The following is a 24455-nucleotide window of genomic DNA, read 5'->3' as shown; positions in this document are numbered from 1 at the left end:
CTCCCCTGGCTCACCAGCGGAAATGCGCAAACAGACCATTCCTTGACTGGATCACCCTCACCGCCAGTGGCAGCATGGCGGTTATGGAAGAACGCGTGGTCGGAATCGGGGCAGGCGCCAAGGAGCTGGCCACGGAGGACATGATCCTCAACATCGGGCCGCAGCACCCCTCGACGCACGGCGTCCTGCGACTTCGCCTGACGCTCGACGGCGAGCGCATCGCCACCGCCGAGCCGATCATCGGCTACATGCACAGGGGCGCGGAGAAGCTGTTCGAGGTCCGCGACTACCGGCAGATCATCATGCTGGCCAACAGGCACGACTGGCTGTCGGGCTTCGCCAACGAGCTCGGCGTGGTGATCGCCGCCGAGCGGATGCTCGGCATGGAGGTGCCCGCCAGGGCGGTGTGGACGCGCACGCTGCTCGCCGAGCTCAACAGGGCCCTGTCGCACCTGATGTTCCTCGGCTCCTACCCGCTCGAGCTGGGCGCGATCACCCCGATCTTCTACGCCTTCAACGAGCGCGAGCGCATCCAGGCCGTCATGGAGGAGATCTCCGGCGGGCGGATGCACTACATGTTCAACCGCGTCGGCGGGCTCAAGGAGGAGCTGCCCGCGGGCTGGCTCGACCGTGTCAGCGCCACCGTCTCCGCCACCAGGGCCAAGGTGCCCGACATCGAGAACCTCATCCTCGGCAACGAGATCTTCCTGGCCCGCACCCGCGGCGTCGGCGTCCTCGACCGCGAAACGATCATGCAGTACGGCGTGAGCGGCCCGATCGCCAGGGCGTCGGGGGTCGACCTCGACCTGCGGCGCGACCAGCCGTACCTGGCCTACGAGCAGCTGCCCGTCAAGGTCGTCACCAGGACGGCGGGCGACTGCCACGCCCGCTTCGAGGTGCTGCTCGAACAGCTCAAGGTCTCCCTCGACCTGGCCGACGCCTGCGTCGAACGGCTGCGCTCGCTGCCCCCTGGCCCGATCAACCAGCGCCTGCCCAAGGTGCTGAAGGTTCCGGAGGGCCACACCTACGCCTGGACGGAGAACCCGCTGGGCATCAACGGCTACTACCTGGTCTCCAGGGGCGACAAGACACCGTGGCGGATGAAGCTGCGCTCGGCCTCCTACAGCAACGTGCAGGTGCTGCGCGAGATGCTGCCGGGCCACCTGGTCGCCGACATGGTCGCGATCCTCGGCTCGATGTTCTTCGTGGTGGGTGACATCGACAAGTGAGGGACAAATACGTCGACTGGCTGCGCGCGCTCAGCCTGATCACCGTCGTGGTGTGGCACTGGGCGTTCACCATCCTCCGGTGGTCGCCCGAAGGGCCCTCCCCCACCAGCCCGCTGGGCTTCACCTCAGGGCTGTGGATCCTCACCTGGCTCTTCCAGGTGCTGCCGCTGTTCTTCTACGTCGGCGGCTACGTCCACCTGCTGTCGTGGAACAGGGCGTGCGAACGCGGCACCGGCATCGGGGCCTTCGTGTGGCGGCGCATCAAGGCTCTGGCCATCCCCGGCCTGACGCTGACGGGCATCTGGATCGGCATCGGCGCCGTCGTGACCATGCTGTTCGACATCCCCTGGATGTGGCGCGTGGTGCTGCTCGTGCTCAGCCCCCTGTGGTTCCTCATCGTCTACCTGGTGCTGATCGCGCTCCTGCCCGTGGCGCTGTGGCTGCACCGCCGCTACGACGTGCTCGCGCTCATCTGGCTGGGCGGCGCCGCGCTGGTCGTCGACGTCATCAGGCTGCGCTACGGCGTCGACTGGGTCGGCTGGCTCAACATGATCCTCGTCTGGGGCCTGGCCCACCAGGCGGGCTTCTTCTACGAGCGCGTGGTCGTCCTGCCCCGCCGCTACGACGTGGCCATCCTCTGGACGGGCCTGTTCGGCCTGTTCGGGCTGGTCTACTCGGGCCTGTACCCGGGCTCGATGGTCGGCGTGCCGGGCGACAAGCTGTCGAACATGGCGCCGCCCACCTTCGTCATCGTCTGCCTGCTCATCTTCCAGATCGGCCTGGTCGAGGTGCTGCGGCCGACCATGGAGAGGGTGCTCGAAGGGCCTCGCTGGAAGCGCGTCAACGAGACCATCAACCGGTTCGCGCTGCCGCTGTTCCTCTTCCACACCACGGGGATGGCGATCGCCCTGGGCCTGTGGTGGGGTCTGTTCGGCTTCCCCTCAGCCGATCCCAGGCCCAACCTGATGTGGTGGCTGGAACGCCCCTTCGCCATCCTGGGCCCGCTGCTGTGCACCCTTCCGGTCATCTACCTCTTCTCCCGCAGAAAACGGGTGGATCGCACACCGGCGCCCACCTAGGCGCTACCCGAAGTCCTGACGCTCGTCGTCGGGCTTCTTGGGCACCCTGCAGGAGTTCTCGAGGTAGAGGGCCGCGCAGATCAGCACCACGAACGCCAGGAACGAGCCCGTCGCCACGAAGAACTCCTGGCCGGGCGTCTCGCTGGTCAGCAGTTGCACCGTGGTCAGCGAGAACCCCGCGAACAGGCCGGCGAAGACCGCGCCCACGTAGGCCGAGGCCTTCGCCAGCGCCGCCAGGCGGGCGACGGCGAGCGGCTCGACGGGCTTGGTGTCGGGCTTGCGGGCGATGCGCGCACGCGTCATCCAGCCGCTGTAGCCCTCACCGACCGCCAGCAGCAGCACGGTGGGGATCGCCGTCCACGGCAACCGAGGGAGCTCGGAGTAGATCTGCCTGACGATCAGCCAGGCCAGCAGGGCGACGACAACGAGAATGCCGACCAGGACGGCCGGGCGGGTGGGCTTCAATCCGGCCCCTGCAGCTTGAGGTCTTCGCGCAGCCGTACGCCGCTTCTGTCGAGCCCTGCCAGCAGGTCGGCGACGGGGCCGCGGCCGGGCAGCACCGCGTCAGGGTCGGCCTTGGACCACGGAACCAGCACGAAGGCCCGCTCATGGGCGCGAGGGTGCGGCAGCGTCAGCGCGGGGTCGTCGGAGACGATGTCTCCGGCGACGATCACATCGACGTCGAGGGTGCGCGGGCCCCAGCGTTCGGCCCTCACCCTGCCGAAGGCGTTCTCGACGCTCTGCGCGCGGTCGAGCAGGGTCTCGGGGCTGAGCTTGGACTCGGCGACGACCACGGCGTTGAGATACGGCTTCTGCCCGTCGGGACCGCCCACCGGGTCGGTCTCGTAGACCGGAGACACGGCGACGAACCGCAGCCCCGGCGCGTCGAAGAGGGAGTCGAGGGCGCCCTGGAGCGTCTCGAAGCGCGGCCCGAGGTTGCTGCCGAGAGCGAGGACGACTCTCATGACCGGCTCCGCAGGATGGTGACGGCCACGTCGTCGAAGGCGAGCGGGATCGGCGCTGCCGGTTTGTGCACGGTGACCTCCGCCGCCTGGACCAGCTCACTGGCCAGGCAGACCTCCGCCAGGCGCTCGGCGAGCGTCTCGATCAGGTTGACGGGCTCGCCCTCGACGACCTTCGCCAGGTCGAGAGCCAGCTCGCCGTAGTGCACCGTCTGGGTGACCTCGTCGCTGTCGGCGGCGGGCCTGGTGTCGAGGAACAGGGTGACGTCGATCACGAACTCCTGGCCCAGCTCACGTTCGGCGGGCAGGACGCCGTGGCGGCCCCTGAAGCGCAACCCCTTGAGGGTGATCCGATCAGCCGTCAAGATCGCCTTCCTCCTCCTCGTCATCGTCGCTCTGGAGCACGGGCGAGCCGTGGTGCATCCACAGCCGCCAGCCCTGGGCCGACCTGACGTAGACGTTGCTGGCCACCACCTTGCCCGCGGCGAAGCTGGCCTCGCCCTCCTCACCCGCGGTGAGGATGTTCTCCACGCAGGTGAGCACGGCGAGATCGCCGAGCACTGTGGTGCGCACGTCGGTGAGCACGAACTGGATGTAGGTCGTGTTGGCCATGATGAGCGCCCACGAGCGCAGCACCTCGCCTCTGCCCGCCAGCATCGTCCAGCCAGGGTGCACGCAGCTCACCTGGCCGTCGGTGGTGTCCTCGGCCCAGATCTCGGTCATCTTGTCGAGATCGGCGTCCTCTATGGCGGTGTAGAAGGACTGGTTGATCGTCTCGATCGCAGCGGTGTCGACGCTCATCGGCCGCCTCCTCGCTTCCAGGCGGCCGCCACACGGACGGCATCGGCGTTGGGGCCCACCTCGTGCACCCGCACGCACCACGCGCCCGCGTGGGCGGCCAGCGCGGTGACCGCGGTGGTGGCGTGGTCGCTGCGGCTGAACGGGCGGGGAGTCCCGTCGGAATCGGCCAGCAGGCGACCGAGGAACCTCTTGCGCGAAGCCCCGATCAGCAGCGGATAACCCAGCTCGTTCAACTCCTCGATGCCGTTGAGCAGCGCCCAGTTGTGCTCGGCGTTCTTGGCGAACCCCAGGCCAGGGTCGAGGACGATCTGGCTCTCGGAGACGCCCTCCGCCAGCACCAGGTCGACCCGCTTGGCCAGCTCCTCACGCACCTCGGTGACGACGTCGGAGTAGACCGCCCTGCTGTCCATGTCGTGGCTGTGACCGCGCCAGTGCATGACGACGTAGGGCACACCCGTGTCGGCGACCACCCTCGGCATCTCGGGGTCGGCCAGACCGCCGCTCACGTCGTTGACCAGCTCGGCGCCCGCCTCGACCGCGGCCTTCGCGACCTCGGCCCGCATCGTGTCGACGCTCACCCGAACACCCTCGCCGCTCAGGGCGCGGATCACCGGCACGACCCTGGCCAGCTCCTCCTCCAGCGGCACCCTCGCGGCGCCTGGCCTGGTGGACTCGCCGCCGACGTCGACCAGGTCGGCACCCTCCTGGACCAGCTCGAGGCCGTGGCGGACGGCGGCGCTCTCGTCGAACCACAGGCCGCCGTCGGAGAAGGAGTCGGGGGTCACGTTGACCACGCCCATGACGAGGCAGCGCTCTTCACGTGGCAGCCCCATCTTCATATCCCCAAGCCTAGGTGCATCACTCGCGTCGCCTCCCCAGGGGGTGTCGGGTAGTGGATAACGATCCTGTACGGCACAGCGGCCCCCGGACGAACACAGGCCCCACGCCGTGGTGGCGTGGGGCCTGTGTGCCGTACAGGGGAGCGGACCGATCAGCGGCCGATGATGAGGGCCATCGCCTCGGCCCTGGTCTTGTCGCTGCTGCGGAAGTCACCGCGGACCGCGGAGGTGAGCGTCTTCGCCCCCGGCTTGCGTACCCCGCGCATGGTCATGCACAGGTGCTCGCACTCCAGGACCACGATGGCCCCGCGCGGCTCGAGGATGCGCATCAGCGCGTCGGCGATCTGCGAGGTCATCCGCTCCTGCACCTGCGGGCGCCTGGCGAAGACGTCCACCAGGCGCGCCAGCTTGGACAGGCCCGTGACCTGGCCCTTGTCGTTCGGGATGTAGCCGACGTGCGCCATCCCGAAGAAGGGGACCAGGTGGTGCTCGCACGTCGAGTAGACCTCGATGTCCCGCACGAGGATCATCTCGTCGTGGTCGACGTCGAACACCTTGTTCAGCACGTCCTCGGGGCTCTGGTTGAGCCCCGAGAACTGCTCGGCGTACGCCCTGGCCACCCGGCCAGGAGTGTCGATCAGGCCGTCACGGTCAGGATCCTCGCCGATCGCGTAGAGGATCTCCCTGACGGCCTTCTCGATCCGAGCGTGGTCGACGTCGCGCGGTTTCACGCACCCTCGCCGGAGGGAAGTGCGTTGTCTGCGTGACCCGGGATCAGAGCGCCGTTGCCGGACTGCTCCTTCGGGGTGAGAACCGGCGGGCGGTCCGAGGGGAGCCGCTTGCCGTAACCCGCGTAGGACGGGCGGTGCTCCCTGACGACCACCGAGGAGAAGATCTCCACCACCTGCTGGCGGGAGAGGGTCTCCTTCTCCATGAGCTCGAGCACCAGGTTGTCGAGAACGTCGCGGTACTCGACCAGGATGTCCCACGCCTGGTCGTGCGCCGTCTCGATCATCCGGCGGACTTCCTCGTCGATCGTGGAGGCGATCTTCTCGGAGTAGTCGCGCTCGTGGCCCATCTCGCGGCCGAGGAAGACTTCGGCGTTGCCGGTGCCGAACTTGCGGGCGCCGAGTTGCTCGCTCATGCCGTACTCGGTGACCATGCGGCGGGCGACGGCGGTGGCCTTCTCGATGTCGTTGGAGGCGCCGGTGGTGGGCTCGTGGAAGACGAGCTCCTCCGCCGCGCGGCCGCCGAGCAGCATCGCGAGCTGGTCCATCATCTCCGACCGCGTGGCGAGGAACTTGTCCTCCATCGGCAGGGTCATGGTGTAGCCGAGCGCGCGCCCACGGGAGAGGATCGTGATCTTGTGCACGGGGTCGCTGTTCGGCAACGCGTGCGCCACGAGCGCGTGACCGCCCTCGTGGTAGGCGATCATCTTCTTCTCCTTGTCGGACATGACCCGGGTCTTGCGCTCCGGGCCCGCCATGACGCGGTCGATCGACTCCTCGAGGATCTCCATCGTGATCAGCTTCTGGTCGGCGCGTGCGGTGAGCAGCGCGGCCTCGTTGATCACGTTGGCCAGGTCGGCGCCGGTGAAGCCCGGCGTACGGCGCGCGATGACGTCGAGCTCGACGTCGGGCGAGAACGGCTTGCCGCGGCCGTGAACCTTGAGGATGCCCTTGCGGCCCTCGAGGTCGGGCCTGTCGACGGTGACCTGACGGTCGAACCGGCCGGGACGCAGCAGCGCGGGGTCGAGGATGTCGGGCCTGTTCGTCGCGGCGATGAGGATCACGCCGCCCTTGACGTCGAAGCCGTCCATCTCGACGAGCAGCTGGTTCAGCGTCTGCTCGCGCTCGTCGTGACCGCCGCCGAGGCCCGCGCCACGGTGGCGGCCGACGGCGTCGATCTCGTCGATGAAGATGATCGCCGGGGCGTTCGCCTTGGCCTGCTCGAACAGGTCGCGCACGCGGCTGGCGCCGACACCCACGAACATCTCGACGAAGTCGGAGCCCGAGATGGAGTAGAACGGCACGCCCGCCTCACCCGCGACCGCGCGGGCGAGCAGGGTCTTGCCGGTGCCGGGCGGGCCGTACAGCAGCACGCCCTTGGGGATCTTGGCGCCGATCGCCTGGAACTTGGCCGGGGCCTGCAGGAACTCCTTGATCTCCTGGAGCTCCTCGATGGCCTCGTCCGCGCCTGCGACGTCGGCGAAGGTGGTCTTGGGGGTGTCCTTGCTGATCAGCTTGGCCTTGGACTTGCCGAACTGCATCACCCGGCTGCCGCCGCCCTGCATCTGGTTCATGATGAACAGGAAGATCAGCACGATGATGACGATCGGCAGGAAGCTGACGAGCAGGCCGAGCAGGAAGTTCTCCTGCGGCACCTCGACGGTGAAGCCACCCTTGAGCTTTCCTGCGGCGTCCTGCTTCTGCAGCTCGTCGACGAGCTGCACACCCTGACCGGTCACCCAGTTCGACTGGATGCGGTCGGTGGAGGTCTCGCCAATCCTGACCGGGCTGTTGAGCGTGAGCTCGATGCGCTGCTGGTCCTTGTCCACGAGCTTGGCGTTGGATACGTTGCCGTCGCGGATCTGCTTGAGCACCATGGACGTGTCGGCGGTCTTGAAGTTGCCCTCGCCGCTCCACATTGTGGTGACAAGCAGGAGCAGCACGACGATGCCCAGGATCCACAGCAGTGGCCCACGTGTAAATCGCTTGAGATCCATCCGATGCGGAACCCCTGCGGGCCCGTCCCTTCCTGACCAAGGCCTGGAACCCCGGTATGACCCGGGGCTGCGGCATCCGTCACCGCTCCTTCTGACTACCCGAGGGCGACACTGGGTCACCCCCCGCGTGTCAGAAGGTACACCGGGGGAGGCGCAGGGTCACTGCCCGCTCCTCCGGCCTTTGCCCTACCAACGTACGTCAGGTCACTCGATGTTCCCGGCCATTCCAGGTCTATGAGCCGCCGTAGACGTGGGGGGCCAGGGTGCCGATGAAGGGAAGGTTGCGGTAACGCTCCGCGTAGTCGAGCCCGTAGCCGATCACGAACTCGTTGGGGATGTCGAAACCGACGTACTTCACCTCGATCGGCACCTTGATGGCGTCGGGTTTGCGCAGCGCCGCGCAGATCTCCAGCGAGGCGGGGTTGCGCGACTTCAGGTTGTCGAGCAGCCAGCTCAGCGTGAGGCCCGAGTCGATGATGTCCTCGACGATCAGCACGTGGCGGTTGGTGATGTCGGTGTCGAGGTCCTTCAGAATCCGCACGACGCCCGAGGACTTGGTGCCCGCGCCGTAGGAGGAGACCGCCATCCAGTCGGTCTCGACGGCCAGGTGAAGGGCCCTGGCCAGGTCTGCCACCACCATCACCGCGCCCTTGAGCACGCCGACGAGCAGCAGGTCCTTGCCTGAGTAGTCTGCGTCGATCTGAGCGGCCAGCTCCTTGATCTTCGCCTGGAGCTCGTCTTCGGAGATGAGGACCTTCTCGAGGTCCTTGCCCATGTCGGCTGCGTCCACCTGGGTGTCCTTACGCTTGGTTCTCTTGCGCGGGGGCGAACACAAGGGTGCCATACCGCCGAACCACGCCAACTCCCCCGGGTAGGTCGGCCCTTCCCTGCCCCCGCCATGCCGTGATCAGCCGATCCGCCGTCAGCACGTGGCCCGCCGACAGCGCGCCGGCGGGTGCCCCCGCCGCGATCGCCGCCCGCCGCAACACCCGCCGCCTGACGGCGTCAGGGAGGCCCTCGAGCCCCGGTACGGCCAGCGCCACGCCCCCGTCGATATCGCTTAGAGCGCAATCGGCGAAGGCTCTCTCGGCCCATTCGTCGAGGGCGTCGGAGTCCTCCCGCGCCAGATCCGCGGTCCTCGCGAGCGCCTGGGCGATGCCTGGGCCGAGTTCGGCCTCCAGCATCGGCATGACCCTGGTTCGCACCTTCACCCTGGTGTAGCGGGGATCGGCGTTGTGCGGGTCGTCCCAGAAGAGCAGCCCGAGCGCGCGGCAGGCGCTCTCGGTGGTGTCCCTGCCCAGATGGAGGAAGGGCCTGCGGTAGCGCCCCGCCCTCGACGCCATCCCCGACAGCGACCTCGGGCCGCTGCCCCTCGCCAGGCCGAGCAGGACGGTCTCCGCCTGGTCGTCGCGCGTGTGGCCGAGCAGGACCGTGCGGGCGCCGAGGCGGTCGGCGGCCGTGGCGAGCGCCTCGTAGCGTGCCTCGCGCGCGGCGGCCTCGGGACCGCCCACCGTGCCGACGCGGACCGTCAGCGTCTCCGCGGGGGCCAGACCCAGCGCGGCGGCGTGCCCGAGTACGTCGGCGGCCCGCCCGGCGGAGCCGTCCTGAAGCTGGTGGTCGACGGTCAGCAGGCCCGCCCTGAGGTTCGCCCTGGGCGCGACGAAGGCCAGGGCGGCGGCCAGCGCGAGGGAGTCGGCCCCGCCGCTGCACGCGGCCAGCACGAGGTCGCCAGGGCTCAGGTCGGCCAGCGCCTCGCGTACGGCACGCCGTACGTCGGCGACGGCGGGGTGTGGACCCATACCCGCCATTGTCCCGCCCGGGAAGAAGGCGGCGGCACCTTGCCCGCCGACTCGCCCCGGCGCACGCCGAGTCGCATGGCGTACGCCGAGTCGCTCGGCGGCATCCGGCGACCCGCCCAGCCGTGCCGCCGGGGAGCGGTCAGGCCTCCGGGTCGGTGGCCTGCGGGGGGATGGCCGGCTGGTCCTGCGGGACCACGCGGGCGATCCAGCGGTCGGGCGCGGCGATCTCGTCGGAGGAGGGCAGGGTCTCGGGTGAGGTCCAGACGCGGTTGAACCCGTCCATCCCCACCTTCCCGACCACCTCACGGACGAAGGCGGACCCTTCGGCGTACTGCTTCATCTTCATCTCGAGGCCGAGAAGCTTGCGCACCGTGCGGTCGAGGCGCGAGCCGCCCTCGCGGCGCTGGCTGAACTTCGACCTGATGTCGGCCACGGACGGCACCACGGTGGGCCCGACGGCGTCCATCACGAAGTCGCCGTGCCCCTCCAGCAGCGTCATCACCGCGGTGACCCTGTCGAGGATCTCCTTCTGCTCGGGCGTCTGGATCGCGTCGATGAGGTTGCCCTCGCCGGTGCCGCGCACGACGTCCGCCACGGTGTCGGCGGCGTTGCGCAGCCGTTCGAGCAGGGTGGGCAGGTCGAGATCGGAGGCGAGCAGGAACTCGGTCATCTGCGACCTGACGTACTCGCGCAGCCACGGGACCCCGGTGAACTGCACCCGGTGCGTCTCCTCGTGCAGGCACACCCACAGGCGGAAGTCGCGCGGGTGCACCCCCATCTCCCGCTCGGCGTTGACGATGTTGGGAGCCACGAGGGTGAGGCGGCCGATCGGCTCACGTCCCGTGGGGTCGGGCGGGAGGAACAGCTCGTACTGGCCGAGCACGCGCGAGGCGAGGAAGGCGAGCACGGCGCCCACCTCGACGCCGGTGATGCGCGAGCCCACGGCGCTGACGATCGCGGGTGGAGGGTTGTCGCGGCTGGCCATCCGCTGGGTGAGCGGTTCGAGCACGACGCGGAAACCCTCGACGTTCGCCCTGATCCAGCCTGGTCTGTCGACGATTGTCGCGGGCTGCGGCGGAGTGGCCGCATCTATTCTGGTGAACTCGCGGACGTGGCCCTCCGCCTCTCGGGAGAGGGTGCGCAGTTCGGTGACGGCGTGGCGGGCCTCCTCACGACTCACCTGTGGGCCGGGGCGCACCAGGCGCGTGCCGGTCGAGACGGCCAGATCCCAGTCGATCACCTGCATAACGTCCACCGTACGTGGTTCCCTCCCCGCCTGCGAAGAACTGGCCACAGGGGTTAGGGACAGAGCCCGGGGAAGCGCGGGAGGACGGGTGGCCTGCGAAGAACCGGACGCGGGGGTTCCTGGACGGGCCCGAAGGCGGGGCAGGCGGCCGTCAGGAGCGGGCGACGATGGCGGCGAGGCGGTCGAGGACGGGCTCGGCGTTGACGGGCACCTTGTCGGCCATGAAGGCGAAGGTGACCAGCCGGCCCTCGGCCGTGGTGGCGAACCCGGCGAGAGTGTTGACGTTGTTGAGCGTGCCCGTCTTTCCGCGCACGAGGCCGACCTCGCCCTTGCTGTCGTCACGGGTGAACCTGTGGCCCAGCGTGCCGGTGAACCCCGCGATGGGCATGCCGGAAAGGATCGGCCTCAGCGCAGGATCCTTGCTGGCGATGGCCAGCACGCGGGCCATGCCGTCCGCGCTGATGCGGTTCCTGATGGAGAGGCCGGAGGCGTCGGAGAGCATGACGCCCTTGGCCCCGCCGATCCTCTTCAGCGCGGTGACCATGGCCCGGGTGGCGCCCTCGAAGGAGGCGGGCTCGCCCTCCTTGATCGCCACGTGCCGCGCCAGCGCCTCGGCGAGGTCGTTGTCGCTCATCGTCAGCGTGCGCTCGACCAGCGCGTAGACGGGCGCCGACTCGACCGTCGCCAGCGAGGCGGCCCCCTGTGGCGCCTTGGCGGGGCGCACCTTCTTGCCGACGCTGATGCCGTACCTGTCGAGGAGCCCGGCGAAGGCGGCGGCCGCGAAGGCGGAGGGGTTGGAGACGCGCGGCGCTCTGGAGGAGGGGTGCTGGCGGCCCACGTCGATCGTCAGGGCGTGGACGGGGGCCACCTCGCCGTCGGGGATGTAGTTGGACTTCCAGCCGGGGGCGCTGGTGGGGCCGGTGAAGAGGGAGGCGTCGTAGGAGAGCGTGACCTTGGTGACGCCCGACGACTTGAGCGCGGCAGCCGTACGGGAGGCCAGCTGCGCCAGCGAGGCCTGTTTCGGGTAGGCGCCCGCCTTGGCGAAGGGACCCGCGAGAGTGGGGTCGCCGCCGCCGACCAGGATGATCGAGCTCCTGTTCGCGCCCTGGACCACCGAGGTCTTCAGGCGCGCGTCGGGCCCGAGGGAGGCCAGGGCCGCGACGCAGGTGACCACCTTCGTGGTGGAGGCGGGGGTGATGCCCGTCGCTGGGTTGGCGGCGAAGATCTGCTGGCCCGTGGCGGCGTCGAGGACCACGGCGCCCACCCTGCCGCCGAGCGCTTCGTCCCCCAGGGCGTCGGTGAGCTGCGAGGTCAAAGTACCCTTAGTCGGGAGAGGTCCGTTCCCACCCGTGGCCAGCACTGGCCCCGCGGTGATCACCGGAACGGGAGAAGGCTCCGCCGGCACGGTCGGTTGTGACTCTGGCCTCGTCAGCGCGCCCAGGCTGAAGTCGTTCGTGACGGCGTAAGCGCCGGTCACGATTGTGACGGCCTGGAGCACGGCGAGTGTGGTCAACGTCACCCACCGCTCGCGCCTTACCACGTCGCCGACCCTCTCTCTCAGTTCGCCTACGAGACACTAACGCCCATCCGGGGGTGCCCGGGGGCTCGAGCGGAGGAACCGCGGTGGAGTTCGACGTTGTCGTTGAAATTCCGAAGGGGCAACGGAACAAGTACGAAGTGGACCACGAGACCGGCAAGATCAGGCTTGACCGGCTCCTGTTCACCTCCACGCAGTACCCCGCCGACTACGGGTTCATCGAGAACACCCTCGGTGAGGACGGCGACCCCCTCGACGCGCTGGTGCTGCTGCAGGAGCCGACCTTCCCCGGCTGCTACATCACCTGCCGCGCCGTCGGCATGTTCCGCATGACGGATGAGAAGGGCGGCGACGACAAGGTCCTGTGCGTCCCGGCCACCGACCCGCGGATGGAGCACATCCGCGACATCCACCACGTGCCCGAGTTCGACAGGCTGGAGATCCAGCACTTCTTCGAGGTCTACAAGGACCTGGAGCCCGGCAAGTCGGTCGAGGGCGCCAACTGGGTGGGCAGGGTCGAGGCCGAGGCCGAGATCGTGCGCTCCTTCCAGCGCGCCAAGGACGAGGGCTACGGCGCCGCCCACTGACGCCGCTTCCGAGAGCCGCGCTCCCCGGCAGGGGTGCGCGGCTCTCGGGGTCAACGGGGCCTGGTCGCGCCGACCAGGTCTCTGCGCCACATCGAGGCGACGCGGACGACGTCGCCCGTCTGCGGGGCGTGCACCATCAGTCCCCTGCCGACGTACATGCCCACGTGGTGGATGTCGCCGGGGTTGCTGGTGAGCTTGCCGAAGAACAGCAGGTCTCCCCTGCGCAGCTGGTCGAGCGGGATGTGCGGGCCCGAGGTCCACTGGGTGCCCGTCCAGTGGTCGATCCGGACCCCGGCCTGTTCCCACGCCCGCATCGTCAGCCCCGAGCAGTCGTAGCTGGACGGCCCCGCGGCCGCCCACACGTACGGCTTGCCGAGCTGCGACAGCGCCCAGTCGGCCGCGACGTCGCCCATGGTGGCGCTGGAGCCGCCCGCGGCCCAGCCTCCGGCGGCGGCCCCTCCCCTTTGCGCCAGCCGGGTGGCCAGACGCGCCTCGCGTTCGAGCCTGGCACGTTCCAAAGCCTCCTCGCGCTGCCTGGCCAGACGTTCGGCCTCACTGCGCGCGGCGTCGACCCTGCTCTGCAGCCGCCTCTTCTCGGCCTCGATCAGCTTGGCCTCCCTGGCCTGCCTGTCGACCGCCGCCCGCGCCGCCGCCTTGGCCTCCTCGGCCTGCCTGAAGGCGTCCTGCTGCTCGGCGTAGGCCTCCTGGGTCTGCGCGCGAAGGACGGCGGCGACCTCCTGGGTGTCGCGCACCAGCTTGAGCATCTCGCCCTGCTCATCGCCCATGGAGGCGAGCATGCCCGCCCTGTGCAGGTACCCGGGGACGCCCCCTTCGTCGCTGAGCAGGCCGACCATGGGGTTGCTCAGATCCATGCCGCCGTAGGACTGCGCCGCCAGCATGGAGACGGCGGCGCTGGTCTCCGCCACCTTGGCCTCGGCGGCCTTCAGCCGCACCGTGGCCGCGGCGTGGCGGGCCTTGGCCTGCTCCAGCCGTACGAGCTGGCCGTTGTAGGCCTCCACCTTCCGCCCTGCCTCCGCGGCCAGCGCCTCGAGGCGGGTGTGGGCGGTCGCCAGCCGTACGCTCGCCGCTCCGAGGGCCTCGGCCCTGTGCCGTACGGCGGCGCGCGCCTCGGCGACCTCGCCCGCGGAAGGGGCGGGTTCGGCGGCCGCGGGCGGGCAGGTCGCCACAAGCAGACAGCAGGCAACAAGCAGCCGTTTCTTGACGGTGTGCATAGACTCCCCTCCGCGCATGCGTAGTCACTCTATGCACACAGTTCCCTTACCTCACACTCCGCACACATGTACCTCACGTACCGTCATCATCGCAGGCGAAACAGGCGTTCTATCCAGGGCCGGACGGACACGGCGGCAGGAATCGTCCCTCGGGGATAGGTGAAGACCGGGGTCTCGCTCCCATACGCAGCGTGAAGTTCGGCGGCCTTGCACCAGTCGGCGGTGACGCGGGCGGCGGCCCACGCGGCGGCGATCGCGGGACGCGACTCGGGATAGCGGTCGTAGGTCTGGTAGAGCGTCATGGTGGCGTGGGCCGCCTGATGACCGTCGCGCGGGTAGGCGCTGCCCGCGAGGTAGGGGGCGGTGACCCTGCCGCCGTAGGGCGTGCCGAGCGCCCAGGTCCAGTCGGCGACGACCAGCGCCAGGACGGGGTCGGGCACGGTCGCCGCCGCGCCGTACATGCGCTCCTGGCGGGGGCCCGTCAGCCTGCGCTGGGTCCAGAGCCACTCGAGGTCGGAGGGGAGGTCGCCGGCGGCCAGCCACGAGAGCGTGGCCAGGGCGCGGGCGGTCAGCAGGCGGCACTGGTCGAGGACGTCGCGCAGCATGCGAGGGCCCGGGTCGAGCCAGGTCGGCCAGTCGACCTCATGAATGCGGGGCACCAGGTCGGCCAGCTCTCCCCTGAGAGGGAGCGGGCAGACCCTGTGCCCCTTGACGGTGAAGCGCTCCACCCGACCTACGCGTTGTCCTGGGTGCTCGACTCCACCAGGACCGGCGGCTCCTGCGCACCCATGTCCGAGGGCGTGCCCGCGCCTCCGCTGCCTGTGCCGTCGCCTGACCCGCCTCCGGAGCCGCCCTGCGCCGAGCCGCCTCCCGAGCCGTCTCCCGAGCCGCTGCCCGGCGCGGTGGACCCGCCGTCGGAGCCCTGCTGGGGGTCCTTCGTCGGCGCGGGCTCGGTGGGTGCGGTCGTGGGGGTGGGCTCGGGCTTGGGCGGATCGGTCGGGGTGGCGGTGGGCGTGGGGGACGGCGTCGGCTCGGGGTGGGTCGTCGGCGTGGCGGTGGGCGTGGCCGTCGAGGTCGGCCTCGGCGTCGGCTTCTTCGTCGGGCACGGCGACTTCGTGGGGCTGCCCTGGTGGTCACGCGGCGGCTTGGGGCCCTGCGTCTCGCCCGGCGACAGCGTCTGGGACGGCTCGCCCGGCCCTGTCGGCGTAGGCCCTGGCCCCGTGCGCGTCGGGACGGGGACGGGCAGGTCTCTGCGCGTCGGCACCACGTCGGGCGTCGTCACGGTCACCGGCGCGGTCGAGCGGTAGGCCCCGATCGGGTACGTCGCCGAGCTGTCGAGGATGGGCTCCACCGTGATGGGTGTCTCGTGCGGGTCGGGCAGCCACGGCAGCCTGATGCCCGGCGGCTCTCCGGCCGCGGGAAACGCCCCCGAGGCGATGCCCGTGAGTCCGTCACCGTCGTGGCCGAAATAGCTGAAGATCATCCCGATGGCCGCGACGGTGGCCACCGCCGCCAGCGCGCCCGCCAGCGCCTGCGACCAGCGCCGCCCTCTGCCGTCGCCGGACTGGGGAAACCCCTCGGCGTCGAGCGCCGCCGACCTGCGCGCCACATACCTCCTGTACGGCAGCAGCTCGGGGTCGACGAAGCAGCTCATCACCCTGACCCTGAGCGTCTCGGGCAGCACCACGGTCGGCAGCAGCTCGAACACCTTCGCCGTCGAGACCTGACCCGCCCTGTGCGAGGCGCAGGTCTCGCACCTGGGCAGGTGGGCCACGACCTCCTCGCGCATCTCCGCCGTGAGCTCGCCCGCGAAGCCGGAGAGGATCGCCGCTCGCTGGGCGCAGTCGTAGGGCCCCTTCCTCGCCAGGACCTCCGCGGTGATCGCGTCGCCGAGCCGCTCTCGGGCGCTCTCGTGCGCCGTCTCGACCTGGCGCGGCGTGACCCCGAGAACCGCCGCGACGTCGAAGGTGGACAGTTCGTGCCTGGCGGTCAGCTCCAGGAGCTCGCTCTCGGCGTCGGTGAGGGCGCGCACGGCGTTCCACGCCATGAGCCGCAGGTCCGCGTCGGCGGCGGCCACGGCGGGCACCGCGACGAGTGTCTCCGTGACGTCGTCGGCCACGGCGGCCGACCGGCGCCGCAGGCACTCCTGCCGGGCCAGCGCGTAGAGCCATCCTCGCAATCGGTCCGGATCGGCCAGCGCGCCGACGTGCGCCTCCGCCGCGATCAGCGTGTCACGCAGGGCGACCTGGGCACTGTCGGGGCTTTTGAGGACGGACCAGCAGTATCGGTAGATGCCCTCGGCGTGCGAGTCGTAGAGCGCGGTGAGGGCACCGGGGTCGCGGGAACGGAGAGCTTCGACCAGGACGCGGTCATTCATGTGACCGAAGGTAATGGATTGGTAACTAGTAGTTCTACCGATTCATTCGCGCGCGCAGGAAAAGCCCTCACTCGATTACCACCAATGACCGATTTATCGCCTTATTAGTGGGCGGAAGAAATAGAGAGCGCCCGAGAAAGACCTTCCGGTGTCCGGCGAAGAGCCCGATGGCCTGCGGGGAAGCACGGCAGGCGGGCGAGCGAGGGCAACGGTGAAGGAGGCGAGCGTCGGAACGCGGGGCGACGCTCGCCCCATAGTGGAGACCCTCAGCGGAGTCCGGATATTTCGTTCGACAAATGCGATCAGGGCTTGCCTTCGCCCGGGACCGCATGACGTCCCTTGTCCTTCGCGAACGGCGCGGTGCGGGGCTTGACCGTGTGGACGGGCACCGCTCCCCCCATCGCCAGCTCCTCGTACGGCCGGCCAGTCGAGCCCCAGGTCCGCGCCACCACCTCGGTCGCGCCCACCTGCGTCGAGGACGGCAGCCCTTCGACGGTGAGGATGAAGCGCGGCGTCTTGCCCGCCTGCACGTCGTCCACGAACGTGCTGGCGCCGCCCAGCAGCTTGCCCGACTTGTCGCGCAGCAGCGCGCTGACCGCCAGGCTGCTCGCGGGAAGCACGTAGGGGTTGCCCACGTCTCCGGTGACCAGGTAGGTCCCGTCCTTCTGCTTGACGGTCTGCACCCTGGAGACAGGGAACTTGCGCAGGGACGAGGGAACGCGCGCGGTCTGGCGCCACTGCGCCGACCTGTGGCTGATCGTCACCTTCTCCGGCTTGGCGCCCGTCACGGCCTGGCCCGTGAAAGCCAGCGTCCCCGCGGGCGGGATCGCGTCGAGCGGCTGGTCCATGCGGAACACCTCGGCGCCCTTGGCGTCGACGCCGACGATCGTGGCCACGACGTTCTCTCCGAAGTGCCACGGATTGCTGTTGCCGAGCACGCCCGCCCAGCTCACGACGTACCCGTGGTCGCCCTTGGCGACCGACGACGCCTGCTCCTTGAGCGCTAGCGGGCGCATCTGCTGCGGGGACGGCTCGTCGGGCGTGGAGGAGCAACCCGCCACGAGGATCAGGGCGAGGGCGGCGAAAATACGGCTACGCGGGATCACTTTGCCGTGATAGCCCGTCAGACAGGTGCGGCAGGCATGGACACGCGCCTGCCGTACCAAGTCTTTAACGCTGGCGCACCACGCGAGCCTCGTCCCATACGGGTTCGGGCGATTCGTACACGTTCCCGTCGGAGCCGAACACCAGGAAGCGGTCGAAGTCGTCGGCGAACCACCTGTCGTGGGTGACGGCGACGACGGTGCCGTCGAAGGCGTTCAGACCGTCCTGGAGCGCCTCGGCGCTGGCCAGGTCGAGGTTGTCGGTCGGCTCGTCGAGCAGCAGCAGAGTCGCGCCCGACAGCTCGAGCAGGAGGATCTGCAGGCGCGCCTGCTGCCCGCCCGACAGCGTCTCGAAGCGCTGGTCGGCGATCAGCCCGGCCAGCTCGTAGCGGGCGAGGATCTTCATGGCCTCGTTCTTGAGCCTGGCGTGCTCGGTCATGACGATCTCGCAGGGCGTGCGCCCGTGCAGCTCGGGACGGGCGTGCGTCTGCGCGAAGTGACCCGGCACGACACGGGCGCCGAGCCTGGCGACACCGGTGTGCCTCACGGGCTCCTCGGCGAGCAGGCGCAGGAAGTGTGACTTGCCCGAGCCGTTCGAGCCGAGGACGGCGACGCGCTCGCCGTACCAGATCTCCAGGTCGAAGGGCTTCATCAGCCCGGTGAGCTCCAGTTGCTCGCAGATGACGGCGCGCTTGCCCGTACGGCCGCCTCTCAGCCGCATGCTGATCCGCTGGTCGCTCGGCGCCTCCTCCGGCGGGCCCGCCTCCTCGAACTTACGCAGGCGGGTCTGCGCGGCGTGGTAGGCGGCGGCCATGCCGTCGTTGTACCTGGCCTTGTTCTTGAGCATGTTGACCAGGGCCCTGAGCTTGGCGTGCTCTTCGTCCCACCGCCTGCGCAGCTCGTCGAGGCGGGCGTTGCGGGCCCTGCGCGCCTCGGCGTACGTGCCGAACCCGCCGCCGTGGATCCAGATGCCGCCCGACTCTACGGTGACGATGCGGTCGGCGGCGTTGGCCAGCAGCTGCCTGTCGTGGCTGACCAGCAGGACCGTCTTGGGCGTCTCCCTCAGCTGCTGCTCCAGCCAGATCTTGCCCGGCACGTCGAGGTAGTTGTCGGGCTCGTCGAGCAGCAGGGTCTGGTCGGGGCCGCGCAGCAGCGCCTCCAGGACCAGGCGCTTCTGCTCGCCGCCCGACAGCGTGGCCGTCTCCCGGTACTTCACCCTGTCGTACGGCACGCCGAGCGCCGCGATCGTGCAGGTGTCCCAGAGCACCTCGATGTCGTAGCCGCCCGCGTCGGTGTAGTCCGTGATCGCCTGGGCGTAGCGCATCTGGGTCTTCTCGTCGTCGCGCTCCATCATGGCCAGCTCGGCCTTGTCGAGCTTGTCGGCGGCCTGCCGTACCGCGGGAGGGGCGACGCTGAGCAGCAGGTCGTGCACGGTGCTGCTGTCGCGGACGCTGCCGACGAACTGGCGCATCACGCCGAGCCCTCCCGAGCTGGCCACGCCGCCCTCGACCGGCTGGATGTCGCCCGCGACCAGGCGCATCAGCGTGGTCTTGCCCGCGCCGTTCGGCCCGACGAGCGCCGCCTTGACGCCCTCGCCGATGCGGAAGGACACGTCGTTGAGCAGCGGCCTGCCGTCAGGCAGGACGTAGGTGAGATGCGCGACCTCGACGTGTCCCATGACGTTTTCCCTCCGTGTGGCCCTCGCGCAGGGTACAGCCCGGTTTCCGCGGCGAGCACGCGAATATTGGCCGTCCGCCGTCCATGGGGGTTCTTACGAAGGGGGGCGGGCTGACGGTAAGAGAACGGTAAGCGCCTCGCGTCACAGTGAACCCACGCGGTCAACCGGAACCGAAAGGACAGGAACCATGAGGAAGCTCATCGAGTCGACGTTCGTGACGCTGGACGGATCCATCGGGTCGCCGGAGAGGTGGGGCGTCCCGTACTGGGACGAGGAGTACAACGGGCACGCCAGCGAGCTGCTCTTCTCCGCGGACGCGCTGCTGCTCGGGCGGGAGACCTACGAGAGCTTCGCCGAGGTGTGGCCGAAGATGGAGGGGGCCGAGGGCGAGTACGGCGCCAGGATGAACAGCCTGCCGAAGCACGTCGCCTCCAGGACTCTCAAGAGCGCCGAGTGGAACGCCACCGTCATCGAGGGGGACGTCGCCGAGGAGGTCGCCAGGCTGAAGGAGCAGCCAGGGCAGAACATCCTGAAGTTCGGCACCGGCGAGCTCGACCGCACGCTGCTGGAGCACCGGCTCGTCGACGAGTACCACTTCTGGATGTTCCCCGTCATCGCCGGCGGCGGCGAGCGCCTCCTCGACGGCATCGACACGACGCACCTGAAGCTCGTGAAGTCCACGCCGTTCGCGTCGGGTGTGATCGTGCTCACCTACGCTCCGAAGTAGGAGCGGGGAGCGCCGACGACAGCGGGGTGAGCATGGACGGTCTCGAGCCCGTCGCGGACGTGTCAGCGGGCGACTGGATCGCCGACAGGCTGGGCGGACCGCTCGGATCGGTCGGTTCGGTGGTGCCGGGGGGCTTCGCGGCCTATGCCCGCGTCCTGCACCCGGTGGAGTTCGACGACGACCGTCCACCGCTGACGTGGGCGCGGGTCGCCCGGCTCACGGGACGCGTCCCGCACGCCCTGATGCAGTGGGCCGCCGTCGCGAGCCCTTCGAGCGGGGCGGCGACATGGGACGAAGGCGACGTGCGGGTGGGCGGCCTCGCCCCCGCCGCGCTCGCCGCGCTGATCGACGTCCTCGCGCCCTTCACCGGCGAGCGGGACTGCTTCCACGCGCTCTGGGAGGGCTGGGGCTGGGTCGACGGCCGCGGGGTGCGGATCTTCTCCGTCAGCGACGACGGCCGGTTCGAGCCCGCCCGCGCGCCGGAGCCGGGCGTGCCCGCCGAGGTGTGGGCGCTGCCTCGGCTGCGCCTGCCCGACCGTGACCACCTGCTCTTCCGCGGGCCGTTGAGGGCGGCGCTCGACATGGGCTGGCACGGGTCGCCCCTCGGCTTCGAGCCGCAGTCCCCCAGCCTGCTGTGGCCGGCCGACCGTTCGTGGTGCGTCGGAACGGAGATCGACTTCGACTCCACCCTCGTCGGCGGGTCGGCCGAACTCGTCGCGGCCGTGCTGGCCGCGCCGGGTCTGGAGGCGTGGCCGGTACAGCCGGGCGACGACCTCAGCGCATCGGGCGACCTGATCAACCCCGCATCCGCGGTGGACGGCTGACGCGGCAGCTCTCAGGGGGCGAAGTAGACCATCACGAGCGTCACCACCGCGCCGACGAGCGCCAGCGCCACCATCGGCGGCGGCGCCTCTCGCGGGACGGCCGGACGCCAGTGGGCGAGCAGCAGGGCCACCCCCGCCACCCCGTACGGCACGGCCTGCCAAGAGGGCCAGCAGGAAGCGGCCATGATCGCCGGCAGGGGGACGGCCATGAGGGCCACGAGGCGACGACCGGTGAGGTGGGCCGCGGTCACGGACACAGCGACGAGCATCGCCCAGAGGAACCCGGGGTCGAACACGAAGGCCGGGTCTTGGTAGACGACCTCCAGAAGGCGGCCTTCCTCGCGCCCCCACTCCCAGGAGAGGGTGTGGACCAGGCGTTCCAGCGGATCCCACGCCGTGGCGGTGACCGCTACCGCCCAGGCGAGGCCGGTGAACAGCGCGGGCCGCTCCCCACGGGAGCCGCGCCGCCACCCCAGCGCCAGGATCGCCAGGACGGCCACGTGGCAGGCGATGGAGAACCACGTTCCTTCGCCGGTCACCAGCGTCCCCACCGCGAGCGTCGCGCAGGTGGCCGCCACCCCGACGGGACCCAGCAGCCGGGGCGCCCACAGCGCCAGCCCGCACAGGACGAACGGCAGCCACGGCACATCGGGCAGGGGCGCGGGCGCGTACGCGAACCAGCCGAAGCTCTCCTGCGAAGGAAGCACCCCGGCCAGCACGGGGAGCGCAGACAGCAGGATCGCGAGCAGAGGCATTGCGGTATTTCACCAGAAACGCCTGGATAACCGGAAAGTCCGCACAGCGCGAAGTAGGTCTTTGCCCGAACTTCTGGACAGCAAGTGATCTGATGACTAGAACTATTAGCAGATCCCCCAGCCGATAAGGGGCTGCGATGCGGCGTCTCCTGCTCTCCTTCCTCCTCGTCCTCGTCTCCCTGGTCGCTCCCCAAGCGGCCGGCGCGACCACGACCACCACCTGCGACCTGCCCACCTTCCGCGCCACCACCACCGATGCCAGGCTGAGCGCCCTGTTCACCGATCAGGGCAACGACAACAGCCGCACCGACGACTGGACCGGCGCGGACGGCACCTACTCCGTGAGGCTCCCCGGCGGCAAAGAGCTGTGGATCTTCTCCGACACCTTCCTCGGCCAGGTCAACCCGGACGGCTCTCGCCCGCCGGTCAGGGAGGAGGGCGGCACGACCGTCTTCCTCAACAACACCTTCGCCGTCGAGAAGGACGGCAGGCTGTCCACCATCTACGGCGGCACGTCCGAGAACCCCAAGGCCGTGATGCCGCCGCGCGACAAGGACCACTGGTACTGGGCCGGTGACGCGACCGTCGCGGGCGGCATCGTCGAGGTGACCTACCAGGAGTACGAGCGCTACGGCACCGGCGCGTGGGACTGGCGCTGGCACCGCAACGTGGTCGCCCGCTTCGCCCCAGGACGGCTCGACCGGCCGATCAGCGTGCACGACCTGCCCTCGGGCCACAAGGTGGCGTGGGCCTCCGGCATCCACAGGGACGGCCGTCACACCTACGTCTACGGCGTGGAGGACCTCGGCGGGACCAAGTACATGCACCTGGCCAGGGTGCGCGGCGCCAGCCTGCTCGGCCGCTGGGAGTACCTGAAGGCCGACGGCACCTGGTCGGCCGACCAGGCCGACTCCGCGCGGCTGATGGACGGCGTGGCCAACGAGTACTCGGTCAGCCGCGTCAAGGGCGGGTACGTCCTGATCACCCATGACACGACCGAGATCCTTAGCTCCAAGATCGTCGCCTACACGAGCTGCACGCCGTACGGGCCCTTCACCAACAAGACCACGGTCTACACGACCCCGGAGACCGGCGGGAACATCTTCACCTACAACGCCCACGCGCACCCGGGGATCGCCGGGCCGGGGCTGGTCGTCTCCTACAACGTCAACAGCTTCGTCAACACCGACCACTACCGCGATGTGACGATCTACCGGCCGCGCTTCCTGGACCTGGCCTTCGAGTGAGGCGCAACTGGGCCGCCAGGCTGCGGGAGATCACGATCGAGGGCATGCGCGCGCTCGTGCTGGAGAACGAGCGCCTGCGCGTGACCGTGCTGGCCGACAAGGGCGGCGACGTCGTGGAGTTCCTGCACAAGCCGTCCGACACCGACCTGGTGTGGCTGTCGCCCCAGGGGCTGCGCAGGCCGCTGCCCCCGCAGGCGGCCGACGACGTGGGCGCCTTCGTCGACCACTACGAGGGCGGCTGGCAGGAGGTCTTCCCCAACGGCGGCGCGCCCAGTGTCTACAGGGGCGCCAGGCTGGCCCAGCACGGTGAGGTCGCGGGGTTGCCGTGGTCGGTCGAGGTGCTGACCGACACGGCCCGCGAGGTCGCGGTACGGCTGGCGGTGCGCACGCGGCGCCTGCCGTACCGGGTGGAGAAGAGGTTCAGGCTCGCCTCGGGAACGGCCGCTCTGGAGGTCGAGGGGCGGGTCACGAACGAGGCGCCGGTGGCGCTGCACGCGATGTGGGGCCACCATCTCGCCTTCGGCAGGCCGTTCCTGCGGCCGGGCGCGCGGATCAGCGTGCCCGAGGGGGTGCGCGTGATCCCGCACGCCACGTCCATAGATCCGCGGGGACGGCGGGCCGAGGAGCTGTTCACGGTGCCGCCGCCAGGCTCGCCGAGCGAGATCGTCTACCTGACCGGCTTCGACACGGGCTGGTACGAGGTGGAGTCGCAGGTCGGGCTGCGCGTGGAGTGGGACGCTGAGGTCATGCCCTACCTGTGGCTGTGGCAGGAGCTCGGCGCCTCGACGGACTGGCCGTGGTGGGGCGGGGCGTACGTGGTGGGGCTGGAGCCGTTCTCCAGCATGCCGACGGACGGGCTGGCCGCCGCGGTGGACAACGGGACGGCGATGCTCCTCGGCCCCGCACAGTCGAGGACCTCGCGACTGCGTGTGGAGGTGATCGCGTGAGCGAGTTCGAGGGCAAGGTGGCCCTGGTGACCGGCGGAACGCTGGGCATCGGCAAGGCGGTGGCCGAGCGGCTGGCCGCGGACGGCGCTTCGGTGATCGCCTGCGGGCTGGAGGCGGGGGACGGCGCGCCGGGCGTCACCGAGGTGGCGGCCGACGTCCGCGACGAGGGGCGGATGCGCGAGCTGGTCGACCTGGCCGAGACCCGGTACGGCGGGCTCGACATCGTGGTGACCTGCGCGGGCGTGCAGCGCTACGGCACCGTGGAGGACACCCCCGTCGAGGTGTGGGACGAGGTGCTCGACATCAACCTCAAGGGCGTCTTCCTGACCTGCAAGGCGGCCGTGCCCGCGCTGCGCAGGAGGGGCGGCGGGTCGATCGTGCTGATGTCGTCGGTGCAGGCGTTCGCCTCGCAGACCAGGGTGGCCGCCTACACCGCGAGCAAGGCCGCGCTGAACGGCCTGACCAGGGCGATGGCGCTCGACCACGCCCAGGAGGGCATCAGGGTGAACGTGGTATGCCCCGGCTCGGTGGACACGCCGATGCTGCGGTGGGCGGCCGACCTGTGGCGCGGGTCGCTGTCGCAGGAGGAGCAGGTCGAGCAGTGGGGCCGCACGCATCCGCTCGGGCGGGTGGCGAGGCCCGAGGAGGTCGCCGAGCTGGTCGCCTTCCTCGCCGGGCCGCGCTCGTCGTTCATCACGGGCGCCGAGCACCGGGTGGACGGCGGCCTGCTCGCTCGCAACCCCGCCGCCCTGCCCGACTAG

At 70.1% G+C, this 24455-nt stretch carries 25 protein-coding genes; 8 read left to right on the top strand and 17 right to left on the bottom strand.

The window, feature by feature from the left end; translation table 11 throughout:
- Positions 1-83: 83 nt before the first annotated feature.
- Entirely contained in the window at positions 84-1229 is a 1146-nt protein-coding gene (locus tag ABFX55_RS37985) for an NADH-quinone oxidoreductase subunit D (RefSeq protein WP_346127897.1), read from the top strand.
- Positions 1226-2308, top strand: a complete 1083-nt coding sequence (locus ABFX55_RS37980; protein ID WP_346127895.1) for an acyltransferase family protein — start codon at positions 1226-1228, stop codon at positions 2306-2308. The genes ABFX55_RS37985 and ABFX55_RS37980 overlap by 4 nt, the downstream gene beginning before the upstream one ends.
- Before the next feature lie 3 nt (positions 2309-2311).
- On the opposite strand, the gene ABFX55_RS37975 is transcribed toward ABFX55_RS37980, so the two are convergent.
- The 11 genes from ABFX55_RS37975 to dacB all read right to left on the bottom strand — a co-directional run bounded on the left by ABFX55_RS37975 (position 2312) and on the right by dacB (position 11995).
- The gene (locus ABFX55_RS37975) at positions 2312-2773 is read right to left on the bottom strand and encodes a DUF3180 domain-containing protein (protein WP_346127893.1); all 462 of its coding nucleotides are present in this window, start codon (positions 2771-2773) and stop codon (positions 2312-2314) included.
- Positions 2770-3273, bottom strand: a complete 504-nt coding sequence (gene folK, locus ABFX55_RS37970; protein ID WP_346127891.1) for a 2-amino-4-hydroxy-6-hydroxymethyldihydropteridine diphosphokinase — start codon at positions 3271-3273, stop codon at positions 2770-2772. Before folK ends, ABFX55_RS37975 begins: the two co-directional genes overlap by 4 nt.
- Positions 3270-3635 (bottom strand): dihydroneopterin aldolase, encoded by a 366-nt coding sequence (folB, locus tag ABFX55_RS37965; protein WP_346127889.1) that lies wholly within the window; start codon positions 3633-3635, stop codon positions 3270-3272. The genes folK and folB overlap by 4 nt, the downstream gene beginning before the upstream one ends.
- Entirely contained in the window at positions 3625-4071 is a 447-nt protein-coding gene (locus tag ABFX55_RS37960; RefSeq protein WP_183653700.1) for a nuclear transport factor 2 family protein, read from the bottom strand. Before ABFX55_RS37960 ends, folB begins: the two co-directional genes overlap by 11 nt.
- Complete coding sequence (gene folP, locus ABFX55_RS37955) at positions 4068-4910, bottom strand: dihydropteroate synthase (RefSeq protein WP_346127887.1); 843 nt, start codon at positions 4908-4910, stop codon at positions 4068-4070. Before folP ends, ABFX55_RS37960 begins: the two co-directional genes overlap by 4 nt.
- Positions 4911-5062: 152 nt before the next feature.
- Positions 5063-5641 (bottom strand): GTP cyclohydrolase I FolE, encoded by a 579-nt coding sequence (gene folE, locus ABFX55_RS37950; RefSeq protein WP_183653697.1) that lies wholly within the window; start codon positions 5639-5641, stop codon positions 5063-5065.
- On the bottom strand, positions 5638-7635 hold the full coding sequence (ftsH, locus tag ABFX55_RS37945) for an ATP-dependent zinc metalloprotease FtsH (protein ID WP_183653695.1): 1998 nt from the start codon (positions 7633-7635) through the stop codon (positions 5638-5640). The genes folE and ftsH overlap by 4 nt, the downstream gene beginning before the upstream one ends.
- A gap of 232 nt (positions 7636-7867) precedes the next feature.
- A complete protein-coding gene (gene hpt, locus ABFX55_RS37940; RefSeq protein ID WP_312895753.1) occupies positions 7868-8425 on the bottom strand; it encodes a hypoxanthine phosphoribosyltransferase in 558 nt (185 codons plus the stop codon).
- A 10-nt stretch (positions 8426-8435) separates the two neighbouring features.
- Positions 8436-9434: a tRNA lysidine(34) synthetase TilS gene (tilS, locus tag ABFX55_RS37935; RefSeq protein WP_346127884.1), complete on the bottom strand. Its 999-nt coding sequence runs from the start codon at positions 9432-9434 to the stop codon at positions 8436-8438.
- Between the two features lie 139 nt (positions 9435-9573).
- Positions 9574-10680: a zinc-dependent metalloprotease gene (locus ABFX55_RS37930; RefSeq protein ID WP_346127882.1), complete on the bottom strand. Its 1107-nt coding sequence runs from the start codon at positions 10678-10680 to the stop codon at positions 9574-9576.
- A 151-nt stretch (positions 10681-10831) separates the two neighbouring features.
- The gene (dacB, locus tag ABFX55_RS37925) at positions 10832-11995 is read right to left on the bottom strand and encodes a D-alanyl-D-alanine carboxypeptidase/D-alanyl-D-alanine endopeptidase (protein WP_346127880.1); all 1164 of its coding nucleotides are present in this window, start codon (positions 11993-11995) and stop codon (positions 10832-10834) included.
- Positions 11996-12303: 308 nt separating this feature from the next.
- On the opposite strand from dacB, the gene ABFX55_RS37920 reads away from it, so the two are divergent.
- Complete coding sequence (locus tag ABFX55_RS37920) at positions 12304-12804, top strand: inorganic diphosphatase (protein ID WP_346127878.1); 501 nt, start codon at positions 12304-12306, stop codon at positions 12802-12804.
- 50 nt (positions 12805-12854) lie between these two features.
- On the opposite strand, the gene ABFX55_RS37915 is transcribed toward ABFX55_RS37920, so the two are convergent.
- From ABFX55_RS37915 to ABFX55_RS37895, 5 genes are all read right to left on the bottom strand, one after another.
- On the bottom strand, positions 12855-14036 hold the full coding sequence (locus ABFX55_RS37915) for a C40 family peptidase (RefSeq protein WP_346127877.1): 1182 nt from the start codon (positions 14034-14036) through the stop codon (positions 12855-12857).
- Between the two features lie 86 nt (positions 14037-14122).
- Entirely contained in the window at positions 14123-14764 is a 642-nt protein-coding gene (locus ABFX55_RS37910; protein WP_346127875.1) for a hypothetical protein, read from the bottom strand.
- 5 nt (positions 14765-14769) lie between these two features.
- Entirely contained in the window at positions 14770-16413 is a 1644-nt protein-coding gene (locus ABFX55_RS37905; RefSeq protein ID WP_346127873.1) for a sigma-70 family RNA polymerase sigma factor, read from the bottom strand.
- A 302-nt stretch (positions 16414-16715) separates the two neighbouring features.
- Complete coding sequence (locus ABFX55_RS37900) at positions 16716-17519, bottom strand: hypothetical protein (protein WP_346127872.1); 804 nt, start codon at positions 17517-17519, stop codon at positions 16716-16718.
- A gap of 64 nt (positions 17520-17583) precedes the next feature.
- The gene (locus ABFX55_RS37895; RefSeq protein WP_346127870.1) at positions 17584-19194 is read right to left on the bottom strand and encodes an ABC-F family ATP-binding cassette domain-containing protein; all 1611 of its coding nucleotides are present in this window, start codon (positions 19192-19194) and stop codon (positions 17584-17586) included.
- Positions 19195-19381: 187 nt separating this feature from the next.
- On the opposite strand from ABFX55_RS37895, the gene ABFX55_RS37890 reads away from it, so the two are divergent.
- Both ABFX55_RS37890 and ABFX55_RS37885 read left to right on the top strand, forming a co-directional pair.
- Positions 19382-19921 (top strand): dihydrofolate reductase family protein, encoded by a 540-nt coding sequence (locus ABFX55_RS37890; protein WP_346127868.1) that lies wholly within the window; start codon positions 19382-19384, stop codon positions 19919-19921.
- Between the two features lie 32 nt (positions 19922-19953).
- Complete coding sequence (locus ABFX55_RS37885; RefSeq protein WP_346127866.1) at positions 19954-20745, top strand: hypothetical protein; 792 nt, start codon at positions 19954-19956, stop codon at positions 20743-20745.
- Positions 20746-20756: 11 nt separating this feature from the next.
- On the opposite strand, the gene ABFX55_RS37880 is transcribed toward ABFX55_RS37885, so the two are convergent.
- Positions 20757-21500 (bottom strand): hypothetical protein, encoded by a 744-nt coding sequence (locus tag ABFX55_RS37880; protein WP_346127864.1) that lies wholly within the window; start codon positions 21498-21500, stop codon positions 20757-20759.
- Between the two features lie 137 nt (positions 21501-21637).
- Here ABFX55_RS37880 and ABFX55_RS37875 point away from each other — a divergent pair, with 137 nt between their 5' ends.
- From ABFX55_RS37875 to ABFX55_RS37865, 3 genes are read left to right on the top strand one after another with little or no spacing between them, the layout of a single operon-like run.
- Entirely contained in the window at positions 21638-22747 is a 1110-nt protein-coding gene (locus ABFX55_RS37875; RefSeq protein WP_346127862.1) for a glycoside hydrolase family 183 protein, read from the top strand.
- Positions 22744-23694 (top strand): DUF4432 family protein, encoded by a 951-nt coding sequence (locus ABFX55_RS37870; protein WP_346127860.1) that lies wholly within the window; start codon positions 22744-22746, stop codon positions 23692-23694. The genes ABFX55_RS37875 and ABFX55_RS37870 overlap by 4 nt, the downstream gene beginning before the upstream one ends.
- Positions 23691-24455, top strand: coding sequence for an SDR family NAD(P)-dependent oxidoreductase (locus ABFX55_RS37865; protein ID WP_346127859.1), 765 nt, complete (start codon positions 23691-23693; stop codon positions 24453-24455). Before ABFX55_RS37870 ends, ABFX55_RS37865 begins: the two co-directional genes overlap by 4 nt.

It is taken from the genome of Nonomuraea roseola (assembly GCF_039535395.1).
GTDB classification, from domain to species: domain Bacteria; phylum Actinomycetota; class Actinomycetes; order Streptosporangiales; family Streptosporangiaceae; genus Nonomuraea; species Nonomuraea roseola.
The sequence above is the reverse complement of the archived record's forward strand: the minus strand, read 5'-3'. Positions and strand labels throughout refer to the sequence as shown.

What these genes read in the sequence shown, in the direction of transcription:
- ABFX55_RS37895 (WP_346127870.1), bottom strand. Translation starts at nt 19,194, where the DNA reads ATGGGACACGTCGAGGTCGCGCATCTCACCTACGTCCTGCCTGACGGC.
- ABFX55_RS37890 (WP_346127868.1), top strand. Translation starts at nt 19,382, where the DNA reads ATGAGGAAGCTCATCGAGTCGACGTTCGTGACGCTGGACGGATCCATC.
- ABFX55_RS37880 (WP_346127864.1), bottom strand. Translation starts at nt 21,500, where the DNA reads ATGCCTCTGCTCGCGATCCTGCTGTCTGCGCTCCCCGTGCTGGCCGGG.
- ABFX55_RS37985 (WP_346127897.1), top strand. Translation starts at nt 84, where the DNA reads ATGGAAGAACGCGTGGTCGGAATCGGGGCAGGCGCCAAGGAGCTGGCC.
- ABFX55_RS37875 (WP_346127862.1), top strand. Translation starts at nt 21,638, where the DNA reads ATGCGGCGTCTCCTGCTCTCCTTCCTCCTCGTCCTCGTCTCCCTGGTC.
- ftsH (WP_183653695.1), bottom strand. Translation starts at nt 7,635, where the DNA reads ATGGATCTCAAGCGATTTACACGTGGGCCACTGCTGTGGATCCTGGGC.
- ABFX55_RS37885 (WP_346127866.1), top strand. Translation starts at nt 19,954, where the DNA reads ATGGACGGTCTCGAGCCCGTCGCGGACGTGTCAGCGGGCGACTGGATC.
- ABFX55_RS37960 (WP_183653700.1), bottom strand. Translation starts at nt 4,071, where the DNA reads ATGAGCGTCGACACCGCTGCGATCGAGACGATCAACCAGTCCTTCTAC.
- folK (WP_346127891.1), bottom strand. Translation starts at nt 3,273, where the DNA reads ATGAGAGTCGTCCTCGCTCTCGGCAGCAACCTCGGGCCGCGCTTCGAG.
- folP (WP_346127887.1), bottom strand. Translation starts at nt 4,910, where the DNA reads ATGAAGATGGGGCTGCCACGTGAAGAGCGCTGCCTCGTCATGGGCGTG.
- ABFX55_RS37905 (WP_346127873.1), bottom strand. Translation starts at nt 16,413, where the DNA reads ATGAATGACCGCGTCCTGGTCGAAGCTCTCCGTTCCCGCGACCCCGGT.
- tilS (WP_346127884.1), bottom strand. Translation starts at nt 9,434, where the DNA reads ATGGGTCCACACCCCGCCGTCGCCGACGTACGGCGTGCCGTACGCGAG.
- ABFX55_RS37915 (WP_346127877.1), bottom strand. Translation starts at nt 14,036, where the DNA reads ATGCACACCGTCAAGAAACGGCTGCTTGTTGCCTGCTGTCTGCTTGTG.
- ABFX55_RS37930 (WP_346127882.1), bottom strand. Translation starts at nt 10,680, where the DNA reads ATGCAGGTGATCGACTGGGATCTGGCCGTCTCGACCGGCACGCGCCTG.